At 47.2% G+C, this 16,695-nt stretch carries 29 protein-coding genes; all 29 read left to right on the forward strand.

Annotated elements, in window-relative coordinates; translation table 11 throughout:
- Nucleotides 1-6: 6 nt before the first annotated feature.
- The 29 genes from MHI25_RS02450 (at nt 7) to MHI25_RS02590 (ending at nt 16,590) form a co-directional block, all read left to right on the forward strand.
- Nucleotides 7-219, forward strand: a complete 213-nt coding sequence (locus MHI25_RS02450) for a hypothetical protein (protein WP_340394883.1) — start codon at nt 7-9, stop codon at nt 217-219.
- Nucleotides 220-347: 128 nt separating this feature from the next.
- Entirely contained in the window at nt 348-863 is a 516-nt protein-coding gene (locus MHI25_RS02455) for an XRE family transcriptional regulator (protein ID WP_340394884.1), read from the forward strand.
- A gap of 9 nt (nt 864-872) precedes the next feature.
- Nucleotides 873-1,145, forward strand: a complete 273-nt coding sequence (locus MHI25_RS02460) for a hypothetical protein (protein ID WP_340394885.1) — start codon at nt 873-875, stop codon at nt 1,143-1,145.
- On the forward strand, nt 1,142-1,411 hold the full coding sequence (locus tag MHI25_RS02465) for a hypothetical protein (protein WP_340394886.1): 270 nt from the start codon (nt 1,142-1,144) through the stop codon (nt 1,409-1,411). The genes MHI25_RS02460 and MHI25_RS02465 overlap by 4 nt, the downstream gene beginning before the upstream one ends.
- Nucleotides 1,412-1,415: 4 nt before the next feature.
- On the forward strand, nt 1,416-1,667 hold the full coding sequence (locus MHI25_RS02470; RefSeq protein WP_340394887.1) for an AbrB/MazE/SpoVT family DNA-binding domain-containing protein: 252 nt from the start codon (nt 1,416-1,418) through the stop codon (nt 1,665-1,667).
- Nucleotides 1,668-1,788: 121 nt separating this feature from the next.
- Nucleotides 1,789-2,049, forward strand: a complete 261-nt coding sequence (locus tag MHI25_RS02475; RefSeq protein WP_340394888.1) for a hypothetical protein — start codon at nt 1,789-1,791, stop codon at nt 2,047-2,049.
- 99 nt (nt 2,050-2,148) lie between these two features.
- Complete coding sequence (locus tag MHI25_RS02480; RefSeq protein WP_340394889.1) at nt 2,149-2,379, forward strand: hypothetical protein; 231 nt, start codon at nt 2,149-2,151, stop codon at nt 2,377-2,379.
- Nucleotides 2,376-4,364, forward strand: coding sequence for a hypothetical protein (locus MHI25_RS02485; RefSeq protein WP_340394890.1), 1,989 nt, complete (start codon nt 2,376-2,378; stop codon nt 4,362-4,364). The genes MHI25_RS02480 and MHI25_RS02485 overlap by 4 nt, the downstream gene beginning before the upstream one ends.
- Nucleotides 4,365-4,574, forward strand: coding sequence for a hypothetical protein (locus tag MHI25_RS02490; RefSeq protein ID WP_340394891.1), 210 nt, complete (start codon nt 4,365-4,367; stop codon nt 4,572-4,574).
- Between the two features lie 17 nt (nt 4,575-4,591).
- Nucleotides 4,592-4,777 carry a hypothetical protein gene (locus tag MHI25_RS02495; RefSeq protein WP_340394892.1) on the forward strand — a complete coding sequence of 62 codons (186 nt, stop codon included), beginning with the start codon at nt 4,592-4,594 and terminating at the stop codon, nt 4,775-4,777.
- Nucleotides 4,778-5,683, forward strand: coding sequence for a RecT family recombinase (locus MHI25_RS02500; protein WP_340394893.1), 906 nt, complete (start codon nt 4,778-4,780; stop codon nt 5,681-5,683). It abuts the gene before it with no gap.
- On the forward strand, nt 5,683-6,390 hold the full coding sequence (locus MHI25_RS02505) for an MBL fold metallo-hydrolase (protein WP_340394894.1): 708 nt from the start codon (nt 5,683-5,685) through the stop codon (nt 6,388-6,390). The genes MHI25_RS02500 and MHI25_RS02505 overlap by 1 nt, the downstream gene beginning before the upstream one ends.
- Nucleotides 6,387-6,566: a hypothetical protein gene (locus tag MHI25_RS02510; protein ID WP_340394895.1), complete on the forward strand. Its 180-nt coding sequence runs from the start codon at nt 6,387-6,389 to the stop codon at nt 6,564-6,566. Before MHI25_RS02505 ends, MHI25_RS02510 begins: the two co-directional genes overlap by 4 nt.
- Before the next feature lie 27 nt (nt 6,567-6,593).
- Nucleotides 6,594-7,574: a hypothetical protein gene (locus tag MHI25_RS02515; RefSeq protein WP_340394896.1), complete on the forward strand. Its 981-nt coding sequence runs from the start codon at nt 6,594-6,596 to the stop codon at nt 7,572-7,574.
- Entirely contained in the window at nt 7,561-7,905 is a 345-nt protein-coding gene (locus MHI25_RS02520) for a hypothetical protein (RefSeq protein WP_326046267.1), read from the forward strand. The genes MHI25_RS02515 and MHI25_RS02520 overlap by 14 nt, the downstream gene beginning before the upstream one ends.
- Entirely contained in the window at nt 7,898-9,307 is a 1,410-nt protein-coding gene (gene dnaB / locus MHI25_RS02525; RefSeq protein WP_340395650.1) for a replicative DNA helicase, read from the forward strand. Before MHI25_RS02520 ends, dnaB begins: the two co-directional genes overlap by 8 nt.
- A gap of 9 nt (nt 9,308-9,316) precedes the next feature.
- Nucleotides 9,317-9,703 carry a hypothetical protein gene (locus tag MHI25_RS02530; RefSeq protein ID WP_340394897.1) on the forward strand — a complete coding sequence of 129 codons (387 nt, stop codon included), beginning with the start codon at nt 9,317-9,319 and terminating at the stop codon, nt 9,701-9,703.
- A gap of 12 nt (nt 9,704-9,715) precedes the next feature.
- Nucleotides 9,716-9,928 (forward strand): hypothetical protein, encoded by a 213-nt coding sequence (locus MHI25_RS02535; RefSeq protein WP_340394898.1) that lies wholly within the window; start codon nt 9,716-9,718, stop codon nt 9,926-9,928.
- A gap of 119 nt (nt 9,929-10,047) precedes the next feature.
- Entirely contained in the window at nt 10,048-10,581 is a 534-nt protein-coding gene (locus MHI25_RS02540; protein ID WP_340394899.1) for a crossover junction endodeoxyribonuclease RuvC, read from the forward strand.
- Nucleotides 10,582-10,584: 3 nt separating this feature from the next.
- Nucleotides 10,585-11,655, forward strand: a complete 1,071-nt coding sequence (locus MHI25_RS02545) for a hypothetical protein (protein ID WP_340394900.1) — start codon at nt 10,585-10,587, stop codon at nt 11,653-11,655.
- A gap of 33 nt (nt 11,656-11,688) precedes the next feature.
- Nucleotides 11,689-11,886 carry an IDEAL domain-containing protein gene (locus MHI25_RS02550; protein WP_340394901.1) on the forward strand — a complete coding sequence of 66 codons (198 nt, stop codon included), beginning with the start codon at nt 11,689-11,691 and terminating at the stop codon, nt 11,884-11,886.
- A gap of 136 nt (nt 11,887-12,022) precedes the next feature.
- On the forward strand, nt 12,023-13,150 hold the full coding sequence (locus MHI25_RS02555; RefSeq protein WP_340394902.1) for a sigma factor: 1,128 nt from the start codon (nt 12,023-12,025) through the stop codon (nt 13,148-13,150).
- Between the two features lie 3 nt (nt 13,151-13,153).
- Nucleotides 13,154-13,930, forward strand: coding sequence for a sigma-70 region 4 domain-containing protein (locus MHI25_RS02560; RefSeq protein ID WP_076138561.1), 777 nt, complete (start codon nt 13,154-13,156; stop codon nt 13,928-13,930).
- Between the two features lie 6 nt (nt 13,931-13,936).
- Complete coding sequence (locus MHI25_RS02565) at nt 13,937-14,266, forward strand: MarR family transcriptional regulator (RefSeq protein WP_340394903.1); 330 nt, start codon at nt 13,937-13,939, stop codon at nt 14,264-14,266.
- Between the two features lie 98 nt (nt 14,267-14,364).
- Nucleotides 14,365-14,859 carry a hypothetical protein gene (locus MHI25_RS02570; protein ID WP_340394904.1) on the forward strand — a complete coding sequence of 165 codons (495 nt, stop codon included), beginning with the start codon at nt 14,365-14,367 and terminating at the stop codon, nt 14,857-14,859.
- 514 nt (nt 14,860-15,373) lie between these two features.
- A complete protein-coding gene (locus MHI25_RS02575) occupies nt 15,374-15,826 on the forward strand; it encodes a hypothetical protein (RefSeq protein WP_340394905.1) in 453 nt (150 codons plus the stop codon).
- Nucleotides 15,807-15,989 carry a hypothetical protein gene (locus MHI25_RS02580; protein ID WP_340394906.1) on the forward strand — a complete coding sequence of 61 codons (183 nt, stop codon included), beginning with the start codon at nt 15,807-15,809 and terminating at the stop codon, nt 15,987-15,989. The genes MHI25_RS02575 and MHI25_RS02580 overlap by 20 nt, the downstream gene beginning before the upstream one ends.
- Nucleotides 15,990-16,310 carry a hypothetical protein gene (locus tag MHI25_RS02585; RefSeq protein WP_340394907.1) on the forward strand — a complete coding sequence of 107 codons (321 nt, stop codon included), beginning with the start codon at nt 15,990-15,992 and terminating at the stop codon, nt 16,308-16,310.
- 25 nt (nt 16,311-16,335) lie between these two features.
- Nucleotides 16,336-16,590 carry a hypothetical protein gene (locus tag MHI25_RS02590; protein ID WP_340394908.1) on the forward strand — a complete coding sequence of 85 codons (255 nt, stop codon included), beginning with the start codon at nt 16,336-16,338 and terminating at the stop codon, nt 16,588-16,590.
- The last annotated feature ends 105 nt before the right edge of the window (nt 16,591-16,695 follow it).

Consider the following 16,695-nt stretch of genomic DNA (forward strand, 5'->3'; position numbering starts at 1 on the left):
ATATGGATGAATCAAACAGAAGCTCCATTCTCCGAAACGGATATACTCACGATTCCAGAATTAGCAAGACGCTTGAAGGCGGATAAAAGCAAAACTTACGATATTGTCTCAATTAAGGGTTGTCCGCTTTTCGATATCGGCGGTGATAGAGGTAAACGAGTCATTTGGGGAGATTTTCTCGAGTGGTTCAGGAAGAATTTCAAGGTAACCGGGAAATGAGGAAACCCGCCGAGCTGTACCGGCAACGGCGGGTGGGGAATCGGCAAGGGGATTTGCTTAACAACATCATACATCAGGCCTCTGTCCGATAGCATCCCACTAAATTGGACAAATGAGGTGAAACCAGATTGGCAATTGGACATTTTCCTGATGCGCTCAAGGATGTCATGCAGCGAAAGGGAGACACTTTAGCAAATGCTGGACGAGCCGCTCACGTTGATGGCTCTCAGATCGGGAAAATTGTTAAAGGAACCCGTAAAGCTTCCGAGCCAGTCATGAGAGCAGCGGTTGAACATTACGATGATAGTCAGCTTTTCCTAGCTGCGGCGGCGGAAGTCACCGGTGGTGCTTCTGCTCCTTGGCTGGATAATGTGGACCTACATCGAGCCAGCGTGTTATTCAAAACGCTCGAGGAGATGAGGGAAGTGCTGGACGCTTCGGGGCTGGCTCCGATCAGCAAGACCAACGAGCAGATTAACGACACTGAGCGCCAGCAGATAAAACGGCTGCTCATGGAGACGGTAGAGGCAATTACAGCACTGACCCACTTGGCTGCCGTGTTGTGTAAAGAGTATTCCTTTAGTTGGTTGGGGACTTGGAAGGAGCACCGGGCTGAGCTGAAGGCTAAAAAATATTTGAAATGAGGGAACGCCTTGGAAAGAGAGCAGTTGGTTACAGAGGCAAGGGAAGCAGGTCAGCATGCAGCTCATAACCTGCGGATGATTCGGGAGAATCCGGACATTATGCTGCCCGGGAAGATCGTAGACGCGGAGGCTCATCTTAACAACATGATCCGATTTGCGGAAATGGAAATGAAAAATGACCGCCGGCTAGGGCAGTCACTTGGATTGAAATCTCGGTTAGAGAATCTCTTGTTGTCTATTTTAATCCCGAAGCGCGAAAAGCGCAAGGAGGGAGCAGCTTGAAGGATCAGCAGATAATTAATTTTGCTCAAGCCCTGGCTGAACGCTTTAAACAGGTGAGCGACGAACAGACTGCCACAGAGAGAAGGTTCCGCGAGTCACTTTATTCCCCTACATCAACTCGCTTTGAGGTTCTGGAGCTGGAGAGAAGGCGGGACATGACCAAGGCTGCTTTTGATTCTTGGAAGGAAGTCACTGAAAATCTACCGTTTGAGATTCAAAAAGCTTTTAATGATCACTTTCAAAAAATAAACCCTACGGAGGCTTAAGTATATGAAATCTACTGGAATTGTACGCAAAATTGACGAGCTTGGACGGATCGTTATCCCGATTGAACTGCGCAGAACAATGAATCTGGAAATTAAGGACCCTGTGGAGATCTTTGTTGACGACGAGAAGATCATTTTCCGCAAATATGCACCAGGCTGCGCGATCACTGGTAGCCAAGAAGACCTTATATCATTTGAGGGTAAGCTTTACAGTCGTGAAATTATTCAGCAAATGGCTGCAGCAGCAGGTATTTAAACAGGACAGGCAAGGGCCTTGGCCCTGTCTCCAAGCGTCGACCCTTAGAAATGACCTTTCCTCCGGGTTGGCGTTTGGAGATGCGGCTGACGCATCCATTACATATGAGAGGAGGGCACTTATGCAAGTCATTCAAAAGTTAACAGTGGTTAGTAATCCTACCCGAGTATTTGAAGTTGGCACAGAAGTGGATGGCCGGGAAGTTATTGAGATCCGGCAGGCTGGTACTAATTACGAGGATCACGTCCATTCGGAATTTCATGTTGAAGATGAAAATGGCGACCTGATCGCAAGTGTGGAGAATGCACCAGTCATTGTTGACTGGCGAAGCATCGTTGAGCACGATGTTCCAACTTCCTTATTACAGAAATCAAAAAAATGACCGCGGGCAGGCGGCCATCCTTGTTCTTTGACAATCAAAATATACACTTGCCCTCATCTTAGCAGGTGAGGGCGCATTACACAAGAGGGAGTGCTTGGCATGAGTATGGCAACATCTTTTGACCCGAATGGTAAGCCAGTCCAAATCGAAATCGTTCCAAAAAATCCTTTTTGCCCTGCGGTAATTAGCTTGCGGACAGAAGGTTATTCTGTTCAGCTCCATTTGTCAGATGAAATTATTGCGGAGCTGGCTTATATGGTCAATACACACATCGACAATATCAAATACCCTCAGTCGGTACCGCCGACTGAGAAGGAGGAGATCGCTTGAAGCGTATTGTTCTGGAGCGCTTGACGCTCCGTAATTTTAAAGGGATTAAGGAATTCAATGTTCCGGCTGATGGCCGGGACATTGACATTTTCGGCGATAATGCTACAGGAAAGACCACGATATTCGACGGTTTCCTTTGGCTCCTGTTTGGCAAAGACAGTGAGAATCGTACAGAACAGAAATTCGAGATCAAAGAGCTGAATATTGTCGGCATGGTTCAACAGCACAAGCTGGAGCATGAAATTGAAGGCTCTCTCCTGGTAGATGGCCACCGCCGGATTTTCCGTCGGGTATACGCCGAGAAGTGGACAAAGAAGCGTGGCGCACCGGTTGAGAGCTTCGAGGGCCACACTACTACTTATTATGTCGACGGCGTCCCACTCAGCATGCGGGAGTTCCAGACTGAGGTCGACTCCATTATCAAGGAAGATTTGTTCAGGCTGCTAACCAGCCCTTCATATTTCAATGATGTGTTGAAGAAAGAGGATCGACGCAAGGTGCTGCTGGAGGTTTCCGGCGATCTGACAGATGACGAAGTCATTCACAGTAACAAGGAGCTGGCCGGGCTTCCTACAATCTTGGCTGGTCGTGAAATGGAAGCTCATAAGAAAGTCATCACTGCTCGTAGTGCAGCTATTAACAAGGAAATTAAGGAGCTGCCGGTCCGCATCAGCGAGGTTCAGCGGCAGATGCCGGATGCGACAGATCTTGATGAAGAGCTACTAAAGGAAGATGTTGCGCTTTTGCGTAGTCGAATCGAGTCCCGAGAGGCAGAGGTGTCTCGCATTCTCTCCGGCGGCGAGGTTTCTGTGAAGGAGAAGCGCCTGCGCGAAGTTGAGGCAGAGCAAATCGATATTAAATCTCGGCTGCAATCAGCGGTGCTGAATAAGGTAGCTGAGAAGCGGAACGCTGTCAACCTGAAGCACTCAAAGCTCGACCAATACCGCAGGAGCATCGAAGATAAGCAGCAGCGAATCAAGCAGAACGAGCGCTTGGCTGCTGGTCGCCGTCAGGAAGCAGAGCGGCTGCGAGCAGATTTTACCGCTTTGAAAGAAGAAGTATTCGAACATCATCACGATGCGAGCTGCCCGACTTGCGGACAGAATCTTCCGGAGGAGCAGATCAAGGCGGCACATGAAAAGGCGGAGGCTGATTTTAATCTGGGCTTGGCAGACCGGAAGGCGCGCATTAATGCGGATGGGAAGGCTGCTGTCGCCGAAGCTGAAAAATTTGAGCAGGAAGTCAAGCGGCTCCAGGTCGATATTGAAGAGCTGAACAACGCCCTGGCAACCTTGCAAACGGAGATCAGTGCGGCAGAATCCGAGCTGACTGAACTGCGCGCGGGTGTCAAGGACCCAGCAGCAGATCCAGAGTATGCCGGCAAGATTGGCGAGGCGACCCGGCTTCAGCAGGAAATCGTAACTTTGCGGCAATCCAGCCAATCGGCGGCTGCGGGCGTCCGGGAAGAGATCGGCAGGCTGCGACTTGAAGTCGAGGATATGGAACGGGACCTGGCTAAATTCGACGGCGTTAAGCGCGGGCAGCAACGTGTCGCCGAGTTGGAGCAACAGGAGAGAAGTCTGGCCGGTGAATATGAGCGGCTGCAGCACGAACTGTTCCTATGTGAAGAGTTCACCCGTACGAAAGTCAACCTGCTTGACGCCAAGATCAACAGCAAGTTCAAGTTGGCGCGGTTCAGACTCTTCGAAGAGCAGGTCAACGGCGGGCTGAAGGAAGTCTGCGACACACTTTACAAAGGCGTTCCGTATGAAGGCGGCCTGAACAACGCCGCTCGAATCAATGTCGGCTTGGACATTATTAATACACTCAGCAAGCATTACAGAGTTTCAGCTCCGATCTTTGTCGATAACGCTGAGGCGGTCACTAAGTTAATCAGTACAGATGCTCAGGTGATCCGACTGGTTGTAAGTGAAGCAGATAAGAAGCTGCGCATTGAAACGGCAGCTATGCAGGAGGCGATGTGAATGCATGACATTCAGGCAAGTATTAAAGCTCCTCATTTCGCGTCAAAGACTGGCCGCTGCTGGTCTTGTAATCAAAATATTTATGCACCTGGTCACCATGTATGGAAAGGGAAATCCGATGGACGTGAGTCCGCTGGGATTTGTGTTGAAAAAGCAGGTCAGGAGCTTGTTACTGGATGCCCACACTGCCACCGTTCTTACTGTGACTAAAACAAGGAGGTTAATTAATGAATACCACTTACAAAGTAACTGCTTCTGATCCTTCGAATGGATTATTCGTTGGTCAGATTGTTAATCCATATTACGAAGATGGTACTGAGATGATCATCTCCGGATCTCAAGTAGGCGTTGATCATCACATTAAGAAGAGTGGTCAATATTTTAAAGACCATTTTAAAAAGGAGGCGATTTAATTGAGTACAGCTAATCAGGTGGCGATTATTCAAAAGGACATCACTGATGATGTTAATCGTAGCCTTACACGGTTGCAGGATGACGGGTTGATCTTGCCTTTGAATTACAATGCGAGCAATGCGCTAAAAAGCGCCTTTTTCAAGCTCCAAGAGGTTCAAGATAAGAATGGCAAGCCTGCGCTGGAGGTGTGCTCGCGGGAATCTGTCGCAAATGCACTGCTGGATATGGTTGTGCAAGGTCTAAGCCCGGCCAAAACACAGTGCTATTTCATTGTGTATGGCAGCAAGCTTCAGCTTAACCGTTCCTACTTTGGGACACAAGCTGTGCTGAAACGTTTGTCCAACGTCAAAGATATTTGGGCAAACGTGATTTATAAGGGCGATGTTTTTGAATATGCAGTGGCTGGCGGACGCGAAAAATTGGTCAAACACGAAACCAATTTTGAAAATAGAGACAATGAAATTCTAGGTGTGTATGCCGTCGTGAAGTCGGTTGATGATGAAGAAATCCTTACCGTCATGACAAAAAAGGAAGTTGATGCATCGTGGAGTCAGAGCAAAACAAGTCAATCTGTCCATAAAAAATTCCCGCAGGAAATGGCGAAACGGACAGTGATCAATCGCGCGGCTAAGGCTTACATCAATACGAGTGATGACAGTGACCTGTTGGTTGATGCTATTAATCGGTCGACAGAAAATGAGTATGACGAGCGTCTTGATGTGACGACTGAAGAAGTCAAAGTAGAGATTGCAGAGCATGCGAATAGAGAAGTGATTGACATCAAACCGGATGCTGCTCCGCCGTCAACGAAACAACAGTCGGCACCACGTACAAAGCAACCTGTCGATGACCCTCATGGTTTTGCTGCAGATGTTCCTCCTAAGGAACAAGAGTTGGATTTTTAATGATAGACATCCAAAGCCTCGGCTCCAGTAGCGCCGGTAATGCCTACCGAATATCGGACGGCCACACCGTGCTCCTGCTGGAAGCCGGTTTTTCTTATAAGTCGATTCAGCGGGCGCTTAACTTTCGGATGACAGATATAGCCGGCTGCCTGATCACCCACGAGCATGGCGATCACAGCCGGGCGGCGGCGGACATCATGCGCGCCGGCATCCCCGTGTATACCAGCCGCGGGACAGCGGATGCACTTGGCTTGGCTGGGCACCGCCTGTGCGCCGTGGTAGTGCTGGAGCCGTTCACGCTTGGCACTTGGACAATCATGGGGTTCGGCGTAGAGCACGACGCAGCGGAGCCGCTGGGCTGGTTGCTGGCGAATCAGGACGGCGATAAGCTTCTCTTCCTGACGGATAGCTATTACTGCCGGTACAAGTTCCAAGGACTCACCCACATTATGATTGAGTGCAATTATTCCATTGATATCGTAAACCGCCGGGTGTTAGCAGGAGAGCTTCATCCGGTTCAGAAAAAGCGGCTGCTCCGCTCACATTTCAGCCTGGAGCATGTTAAGGAATTTCTGAAAGCCAATGATACCCGTAATGTTGAGGAGATTTGGTTACTGCATCTATCTGACGGTAATAGTGACGCAGAGCGTTTTAAGAGAGAGATTCAGGAGACTACCGGAGCTCTTGTTAGGGTGGCAGATCGATGATCAACGATAAACCTATGATGCAGAGCATGATGGGGGAGCGGATCTGGAAGCTGATGAAGGTAGATCAAGAGGAGTTTAAACGGGAAACTCGAGATTACTTCGCTCGAGCTTACCCAGGCTGGACGGTGAAGCGGGTGAAATATCCGATCGTTTACCTCCAGGATGATAGAAATTGATATGAATGATTTATAGGGGATGATTGAATGCCCGAAGGCAGTTACCCGTTTCCGACATACTCGGGGCTTTTGCAGCCACAACATTACAAACAAATAGGCAGCGCGATATGGCTTTTCCTGTGGTGTATCAGCTCCACGACATCAGAGAAGGAAAGAGAGGGAACTGTCTGGGGTATCGTCCTCGGGAACAAGCCAATCCGCAGCAGTGAGTTGGAGGAAACTTTTGGAGTGACCGGAAGAACAATCCGCGATTGGATCAAAAGATTAGAGGAGCATGGTTACATACGAGTGACCCGCGCTCCATATGGACTTATTTTCAGTGTTCGGAACTCAAAAAAATATCAAAATAGACCGGAAGTAAATTTCCACTCTGACGATGGAGATAGGAAAAAAACTTCCGATCTGGAGGATGGAGATAGGAAGAAAACTTCCGATCACCCGGAAGGAAACTTCCGATCTAATAAAGATATTATAAAGATTTTGATTGATAGATGGATTGATGGCTTGGAAGAAGATGATCAAAAAGAGTTGAGTTCAAAGTCCGGGGTACTTTCAACCGCTGTGGGTGCCGTCTCCACAGGCAAAATAGACTTTGATAAACCGACAGTCGAACAGCGTGTCCTTCAAATCGAGCAGTATTACTTGCAGCGTAACGGGTTACTCAGTCCCGTTCCTACCGATTGGGAACATGTTCGTGAGATTGCGAACGAGGCCATGCCGCTGGATCTCGTATACTTTTTTATCGACCTGGCAATTGCCCGAAAGAAAGCCAAGCGTAGGAGACCTTCGGATAAGATCCGGACTTTCTCGTATTGCAAAACCGTGATTTATGGCTGCTGGGATGAATTGTCCTCATTTCTTGAGCGGTACCTAACTCCCCCTGCATCTTCACAGCAGGGAACAGTCGCCCTGGGAGCCTCAAGAGAGCGTCGAAAAAGCCAACGACAACAAGAAATTGACGAGCTTGAACAGTTCATCGAGGAGGAGAAGAAGCGTGGAAGTGGTTGAAGTTGCTCAGCTTTACCGAGAGATCAAGAAGCATTTCCCGTTTTTTGATGCTTCTGTCGAAAAGGTGAAAGCAGATTATAAATATCTCAAAGATTTTCCGGCGGAAACAGCCCAGGAGAATATTGATCGCTATATTCTGACTGAAACAGTAGAGCCGAAAATTGCAAATATTCGTGGCCGCCTGGGCGATTTGCAAGATAGCCAGCGCAGCAAGGAAGCTGCTGCAGAACATTTCGCCAATCTTGATGAATGGGTGTCTAGTCATAAACCACCTCCTGAAGGTTACTGGGAAACAGTAATGCGGAAGCTTCGAGGTGAAACGAATGCTTGATCGTGAGGTTTTTTTAGTAGCAGCAGGAATTGAAATGCCAGTTGACCTTCAAGCCGAGCAAGCGGTACTAGGTGCGTCCTTGATAGACCAGTCGGCTTATGAAGCTTCGGCAGATATATTGCAAGGCGGGGAATTTAGCGACGAAGGACATGCACGGATATACAGAGCGATGCGTCGTCTCAGCAATGCGGAACAGCCTATTGATTTAATCAGCCTGACTTCACAATTGCAGGACAGCGAGGAACTAGACAAGGTTGGTGGGGTTAGTTACCTGTCGAAGTTGGCTCATGCAGTGCCGACAACAGCGAACGCAGCCTACTATGTTGAGCGAGTACAGGAGATGTTCCTTCGTCGTCAAGCGATTGGTACGGCCCTAGATCTGCTTCGCAATGCTGGAGAGGAGCAGGATGTTAAAGGGTTCGTTGCAATGGCTGAGACTGCTGTATCTAAACTCTCAGACCAGACAGTTCCAGTACGTGAGTTTATTGGGATCAAAGATGCATTGATGCAGGTCTGGGAAGAAGCAGAGCAGCGGTACAACGTCCGTGATATAAACCGCGGAATCACAGGGATTGAGTCTGGGTTTACTGATCTCGATAAGATGACAGCCGGATTCCAGAAAAACGACTTAATTATCGTAGCGGCACGGCCATCAGTTGGTAAAACGGCTTTTGCACTGAACATTGCTCAAAATGTCGGAGTACGAGCGAAGGAGACCGTCGCTATCTTCAGTTTGGAGATGAGTGCCGCGCAGCTGGTACAAAGAATGATCTGCGCTGAAGCTCAGATCGATGCCAGTCGTATGCGAACAGGGAAGTTTGAAGGTGATGATTGGGAACGTATGGCGATGGCCGTTGGATTATTGTCGGAGGCGGATATTCACATTGACGATACCCCAGGTATTACGGTGAATGAGATTCGTGCCAAGTGCCGGCGGTTGAAGAAAGATGGCAAGCTGGGAATGATCGTGATCGATTATCTGCAGCTCATCCAGGGTAGAGGGCGCAGCGGTGCGAACCGGCAGGAAGAGGTATCACAGATTAGCCGAACCTTGAAGCAAATAGCCCGGGAACTTGAGGTGCCAGTTATCGCGTTATCCCAACTCAGCCGGGGTGTAGAGCAGCGACAGGACAAGCGTCCAATGATGAGTGATCTTCGTGAATCGGGAGCAATTGAGCAGGATGCAGACATTGTAGCGTTTCTTTACCGTGATGACTATTACGACAAGGAAACCGAGAAAAAGAACATCATTGAAATCATTATTGCTAAACAACGGAACGGTCCCGTAGGTACTGTGGAACTGGTGTTCATGAAGAATTACAACAAATTTGTAAATTATGAACGAGCGCAGAATGAGCCAACACCACGGAAAGAAAATGAAAAGCGCCAATGGGCGCAGTAAGGAGCCGATATGGAAGAGCGATTTTACGGATTTTGCTTCCCAGAACCGGGCACCTGGCATACTCCTTCGGTGACACTGAACACTCCGGAGGAAGTCTATAGCTATACGCAACTCCATGGTAGAACAGGAATATTTCGAGAGATCCGTGTCACTGATTCTGATGATTTTATGGTGGTGCAGATGATTGATGGTAAATACACCTGGCCAGAAGAGTGGAAACAACTGAATAAGGGGGAAGCAAGCAATGAAACAGGGGAAGCGGCCAACGAAAAAGCAAAAAATCATAATTGCAGCAGCAAAGGGACTGGTGCTGGAGAATTGGTTGGTGGAACGGGAGACATCTACACAGCTTGTGTTAATACATCGGAAATCGGGCAAACCGAAGACGATCAGTAAGGGTGCCTGATTATGGGTGGACGGAATTACTGGCATGTGTATAACCAGATGCGTCGTCATTATTTAGATACCGGAGTTGCTCAACAGCGTGTGGATCTGCTAGTCGAGTTTTCAGACTTGGATCCAGCGGAAGTGGACGAGGGTATTGCTGAGTTTGAGTTAGCAATCGGTATACGAATGAGAGGAGTAGTTCTTAATGGTTGCAAAGAAGCGCAAGCCAATTGATTCATTCTTCCAGCAACAAAATTACTTCGCTGTTGTGGATGAAACTGGAGCAATGGCAGGCATGGTGTATGTGCTTGATACAGCGATGATGCCGAAAAGGCAGAAGGGGAGATACATCTATGAAAATCCTAGGTATAGATCATGGAACCAATTACGCCGGCTGGGCCACCATGGAAAAAGGTAAGCCGCTGGAACTTGGGCTAAGAGATTATAGCAAGATTGCCATGCCACACGTTTTGGACGCTATTTATCAAGATACATTTCGAATTATTGAGCAGGAGCAACCTGATGTGATCGTACTCGAAAGACCAGTTCACTTCAAGAATGCATCCAGTGTAATTGCTTTGGTTGGAGCTTTTTCTATGGTAACGCTGGCGGCATTACATCTGGGAATCAAGATTGCCCATGTTCGGCCAACCGAGCTGAAAATGCAGACGGGCAAAGGTAACGCAGATAAGGAGACCGTGGCCATTGAGATGCAGATGCTGTTTGGGCTAGATTATAACGATTTGGCCATACCGGTGCTCTACAAAAAAAATGATCCCAAAGGCAAATACAAGCAGGGGGATGTGCAGCAGCGACTGTTCGACCCTTCTGATGCGCTTGCCCTTTGCTGGGCTTATCATCAAAACCATAACAAGGGAGTGGCTTAACCTATGAGTTATATCAATTTCAAAGGTACCGTCAAAAAGATCAATCTAAAATCTGCCGAGGAAACGGAAATTACCATCAGTATTCCTGCTTCTGAACTGGATGGCCAATACAACACTCTGCAAAGCATGCTGGAGCTGAAAGTAATTGGTGGGTTGGACTCTCAGATCGTCACCTACAAGGTGATGAAGAATGCGAAAACAGGTACGCCAATCACGAGATATAAGGTTGATAGTGGCGGCGTAGTTTTCGTGGCTCAACCAGAAGGCGAACAACTAACTATGGATTTGGGTCTGCCGGCTGAGCAGATTGAGGTCAAAGCAGACCCTGAACAAATTGATCTAGAGGTTATTCAAGACTTCATTCTCAGCGGCTTAGCACCTCAATTTGAAGATATGGATTATGACTTCTTGGAAATTACTGAACGATTGGCTGAAGGTGAAACTTACCTGAAGATTGCCTCAGATGTAAATATGGGTGTTGGTATATTTGTGGTCATGGTGGATGAATATCGCAAGCGCGTAGCGCCTATGGCTGCTGAGTGGGATAAATGGCGTAAGGGACAGGTCAAAGCTGAACCGGTTGTTGATAAAGGCACAGTTGGTGGAGAGGGGGAGGAGCCTGAGACTGTTGAAGAGGACACGCAGGAAGGTGGCGAAGAATCTGCAGGCAGCTCAAAAGGTGATGAACCGGACGAACAGACGCAAAGCCTGGAAGTGGCGGGAGACGGAGTTGGAGCTGAGAACGATAAGGAAGATGCTCCTTCCGTAGAAAACGTCACTGAAGGAACTCAGGATAAAAATTCTGGTTCCGAAGGCGATGGCAATCTAGAAGAAGTTAGTAAGGAAGCGCTGGAAGCCTTCATTCTGACCAACCGCCCCGTTTATGATGACATCGAGATTGACGGCACGCCTATTCTGTTCCCCGAGCTGCTACAGGAGCGAATCGAACTGAAGAAGACCTGGAAGGAAATTGCTCAGGAGAAGGGGATCAGCCCATCTGTGCTGTCAACTAAGTACGGTACCTACAAGAAGCGTGTTGAGAAAAAAATGAAGGATAGTAGAGGAGCAGCGTAAGCTGCTCCTTCTCTTACAAAGGAGGGGTTGCCGATGCGAACAGGCTTGAAAAAGATAAGTAAGGAGCACTACAAGTTCCTGCTCAGCATTCACGCCGATGTAGTGTTGGAGGCTGCTATTGAGAAGCGGCTGCGTCGGCTAATTGATCAAGCACTTGATCAGGGGGATGAGACTGCTTTTCGGCTCTATGCAGCTGAACTGGCCAGGAAGATGGTGGCGGACAATCAATAATATTGACATGATCCCACACCGCCAAGGCTCAGGAGATCCGGGAGACGTGGGACAGCATGTCAACAATTACGATGGATGAAACAGAAGGTGCAGAGCTCAAATCAGTAGGGGGCTGAATTGAAAGGGGGCTTATCTGTTGGGGGCTTTGGCGATACAGGAAGCGGCGCTGCCATGTAAGGACAAAGAAGTCTATATTCAATCAGGGCTTCCGTGGGTTCACACATTAGCACGTAAATACAGTCCAAATAAGGATTGTCTGGAGGATTTAATCAGCGAAGGTACGATAGCACTCCTGGAGTCCTATGAACGTTATGTGCCACGTCAGGGCGTTATGATATCCACCTTCGCTTACAAGGCAATCCGAGGGAGAATGTTCAATTATCTTCGAGATCAATCTGGCAACATCCGTCCACCCGATAAGGCGTTTCGCGTAGGGTATCGAATATTGAAGGGTGAATTGCAACATCTTTCTGAAGCTGAGATTTCTGAGGCATTAGAGATTAGCGTGCTGCAGGCAAGATTTGGCCTTCAAGCGATGCGGACTTTTCGACAAAAGTCCATGGACCAGATGTTTTCGGAGGGAACGGCTACGTTTCACGATATTCACGGTGTTGAAGATGATTTTTCATTATTTTGGCTCCGTGAGTTCATCAATACCTTGCAGGATGAGGAAAAACAAATTTTCATCGATTTAATGAATCACGGACATAAAGATATGGCAAGGATTCACGGTCTTCATTTAATCGTAGCTCATGAAAAGGTCAGAGAGATTAAATTGAAATTCAAATCATTCATGGGAATAGAAGAAAGCGAGGGAAGCTTTATGATTACGTCTACTACCGCTAGTCCAGTGAAAACTAGGAAACTCAATATTGAAGAGGCCAAGCAGCACGGTGTCAAAACTGTATTAGACAGTGTGGAATGGTTTACCGATACTACCTCACCGATTACACCAACCATCGGTGTCACTTCAACCGGCCTCAATTTAAACCCAGCAGCTTCAAAGCAACTTGATGTTGTTCTGAAGCAATTTGTTCAAGTAGGTTACAACGCTGAACTCAAGCGGCTGGTTATCCGTAAGGCAGAAAATGGCGTCCGATTGTCAAAGGGCTATGGAAATGAAAATGGAGCTACAGCAGCTACCAGCAAGCGCCTGAGCGATTGGTTGAAAGGGAAGAATATTGAACGGAAAAGATATGTTTTGGAATATGACGATACGGCTGCTGTGCATTACATCCAAGTGGAAGTTGCTGAGGAGGCATGAAAATTGGGACGAGCTAAAAATTGGACACAGGAAGAACTCGAGTACCTTCAAGATCGCTGGGGAACATGTAGCTTGAAATCTATATCCCTTCGGCTTGGCCGTAGCATAGAAGCTATTAAGCTGAAGGCAGGGGGGATGGGGCTGAAGGATTCGCGTATGAGCTTTGACGGCATTACCGTGAATCAGCTGTCCCTGGCACTTGATAAATCCTATAACCAAATTGTTAGGTACTGGATTCCACAGTATGGATTCCCTGCAAGACGGAAGATATTTGCCAGTAGCGCCAGGGTATTGGTCATAGGATACGAGGATTTCTGGAAATGGGCGGAGCAGCACAAAGAATTGCTTAACTTGGCCAAAATGGAGCCGAATCTTCTTGGAGCTGAGCCGGCTTGGGCGAAGGTCAAGCGGAGAGCTGACAAGATGCGGTCCCAGAAGACATACCAAGCTGTGCACTGGACACCAGAGGAAGACCAACGGTTAGTGCAAGTTCTCCGAACCAAGGGAATGACCTATCCGGAAGTCGCCAAGTTGTTTGATCGTTCAGAGGCTGCGGTGAAACGCCGGTTGCATGACTTAGGCGTGAAGGTGCGTCCAGTCCGGTTGGAGAACCATATCAAATATACAAAAGAGGAAGTACAGACGCTACTTCGTATGGCCCAAGAGGGATACAGCTACGAAACGATTGCCTTAACGCTTCGGAAAAGCGCTCTGGGTGTTAGAGGTAAGCTTGAACGTATTGGGTTCGATTTTAAGCGACGTAAGCTTCGAGAGGGATGAAATAATATGATGAAAAAGCCCCTTACGAATCGCCAGGCAGAAACATTGGAGCTTATAAAGGGCTTCATTGATCAAAAGGGCTATGCTCCTTCAGTTTCTGAGGTGGCAGATCTCCTGAAGATAAAGTCCCGCTCTACTGCGCATTCATTAGTAAAGCAATTAGTTGACAAAGGGTACTTAGTGAAGAAGGATAACGAAGTTCGGACTTTACGAGTAGTTGAGCAGAATATTAGAGATTCGCTAGAGTCTCAGGAAGACTTAAGGGAGCAAAATTGGAGGTTACTGCTGGAAAATGTGGAGTTACGAAAGAAGCTTAAACAGTTTGAAAAATACTAAGATATACAAAGAACCCCATATCCTTGGCCGGGGCGGGGTCCTTCTACCAAACTATTCCTCTTGACATTATAGCATACAGGGGGAGTAGGGGAATGACGATGGCATGGGGGATTTTCAAACAAAGTGAACTCTTTCCAAAAGCATCTGAAGAGGAGATCCAACAAACAGAATTCTACCTCGAAAAATATAAAATGATGCGCTTATTCATGCAGGATTTTGAAGATCATGAGAAGGAAATGGCCCAGGTGGCCATCGATGGAGAGGCAGCTCGGAGGATTGATCAAGATGAGCTACACGCTGATAAAACTGCGAACGCCGTAATTCTGCAGGAAAAGCAAAAATGGGTTTACTCGCAATATAAGCTTTTCACGAAGCTGATCGATAGGGCTCATAGTCAGGTCATTGATCCGGAGGCGAAGGAAGCAATTGATATTCGCTTTATCCAGGGATATTCAAGAAAGGAAACAATCATGTTTATGCGCAGAGGTGTGGCATCCAGTACCGTGGATCGTCGCATCGAAGCGGGTATTGAATCTATCGCATTCTCTTTAAAATTGACTGGATTCTATGATTATATCAAGAACGAATTTTGATGACATTCTGAGGACAATGCGGTGCATTTCGGGATATTATGAACACCACTTGACGAGTTTTCCCTGGTATATTGGTAATGTGGAAATCAGGCGAGAGTGACACGCACGGCCGCACATGCGGCGCTTAACCGGGGCGTACCTCCTCTCGCTTTTCCTATTTCGAATAGTGATCTACGATGAGCCCGCCGATCCATCCTATTGAAACAACAATAACTATACGGATCAATGCTTTCTTCATCACATCTCGCAATGTTTTTGATTCCTCCCTCAGATTCTTTTTAACAGTATAATCCACTGATTGGCATGTGGATATGAAAGAGTTAGAGATTTTGAGGATTCGAGAGTCCGCGCACCTGGAATGGTCAGAAATCGTTTCTAGTCCTTTTGACTCTCGTTTAATGGACTCAGTAAAATGGTCTTATACTCCTTTGTAACAATGGAGATAAAGACTTTAAGCAAAGAGCGCAGCGCATTTGCTGCGGACGCTTAGCGGACGCCATTCTTTAAAAATCGTTTGAGCTTAGCTTTAAACGTTATTTTTTCACTGGAAAACGTACTTATATCAGCAGAAGTCGCTCATTATTGGGCGGCTTTTTTATATTCCGACGAAAGGGTGATTCGAGTGGAGACGGCAGCAGAACTTAAGGATGTGGAAATGATTGTGGCTGAAATTGCAGGACCCTATAGGCTCAATAAGAAAGAGCAGCGCTTGCTCGCTTATCTCCTGGATGAAAGCAAGAGTAAGAACATTGGCGACATCTGCAAAGCACTTAAAACCACTCCTATCACTTTATGTACAAAGACGAAGCCCCAGCTGGAGCGGAAGATTGATGCCGTTGGTTCTGAAGCATGGAAACGAGATCTGGAGGCGGCGCTGAAAAATAGCTCGGTATCCAAGTGCGAATTCAGCCAGTGGATACCTCTGTTCTCACGAAAGGAAGACGATCATGGCGAGAAAGAAGAATAGCATCCGGCCTCCACTAGTGAAAGAGCATCCGAATCAGCCAAAGAAATGTGCAGGCTGTATATGGGGACGCTGGGAAGGAACAGCACAGTTTTGTGGCAGAGTGAAATGTCAGAAGGAAAATATTCCTATTCGTCGAATTATGATGTCGAAGGGAGGTGATTGAATGTCAGATTACAGTAAAATAATCCAGTCTCACGATCATGTAATTGAAACTTACGAATTAGTTAAGGAATGGGAAGTGTGGATTCGTCACAATCACATCGGAAGTCAGGCGATTACTATTAGAATTTTACTTGGCAATGACGGAAAGTATCATTATCGAACAAGTCATTATTACCACGGTACGGGACAAGCTGGACCATATGTTTCTTCCGACTCGTATGCTCCGACGATTGAATCTGCAATTAATAAAGCTCTACGACAACTGTTTTCGTTCTATAATCAAGAGGACGAAGGTGCTATATGGGTTAAAGCAGAATTTTAGATTTTATTTTGATGGGAGTGAAACTGTGGCTAAAGTATTCGTTCATACTCATGAAAAAGGGGACTCGGAATGGGAAAATGAATATTACCCATTTAGTAGAGTACCAGTAGAAGGAGAGTTCTTAACACTTGCTTCCGATGGAGAATGGTACAAGGTTGAAATGGTTGTCCACACTCCATTCGACAGAGAAATCCACGCAGAGATATATGCCGTGAAAGTTGATCATATGAAAATACAAAAACGTAAGCTAAACACCGAACCAACATTCAGTTTCGAATGAACAGGAGCACCTCTGGGTGCTTTTTTTATGCCAATATATAGCCTTCTGTGAGCCATTCTCAGGCTTTATATAGAGGAACGTGTGTTTGTGTGGTGACGCGTGGAA

The organism is Paenibacillus sp. FSL E2-0177, from assembly GCF_037992975.1.
GTDB lineage: Bacteria > Bacillota > Bacilli > Paenibacillales > Paenibacillaceae > Paenibacillus_AQ > Paenibacillus_AQ odorifer.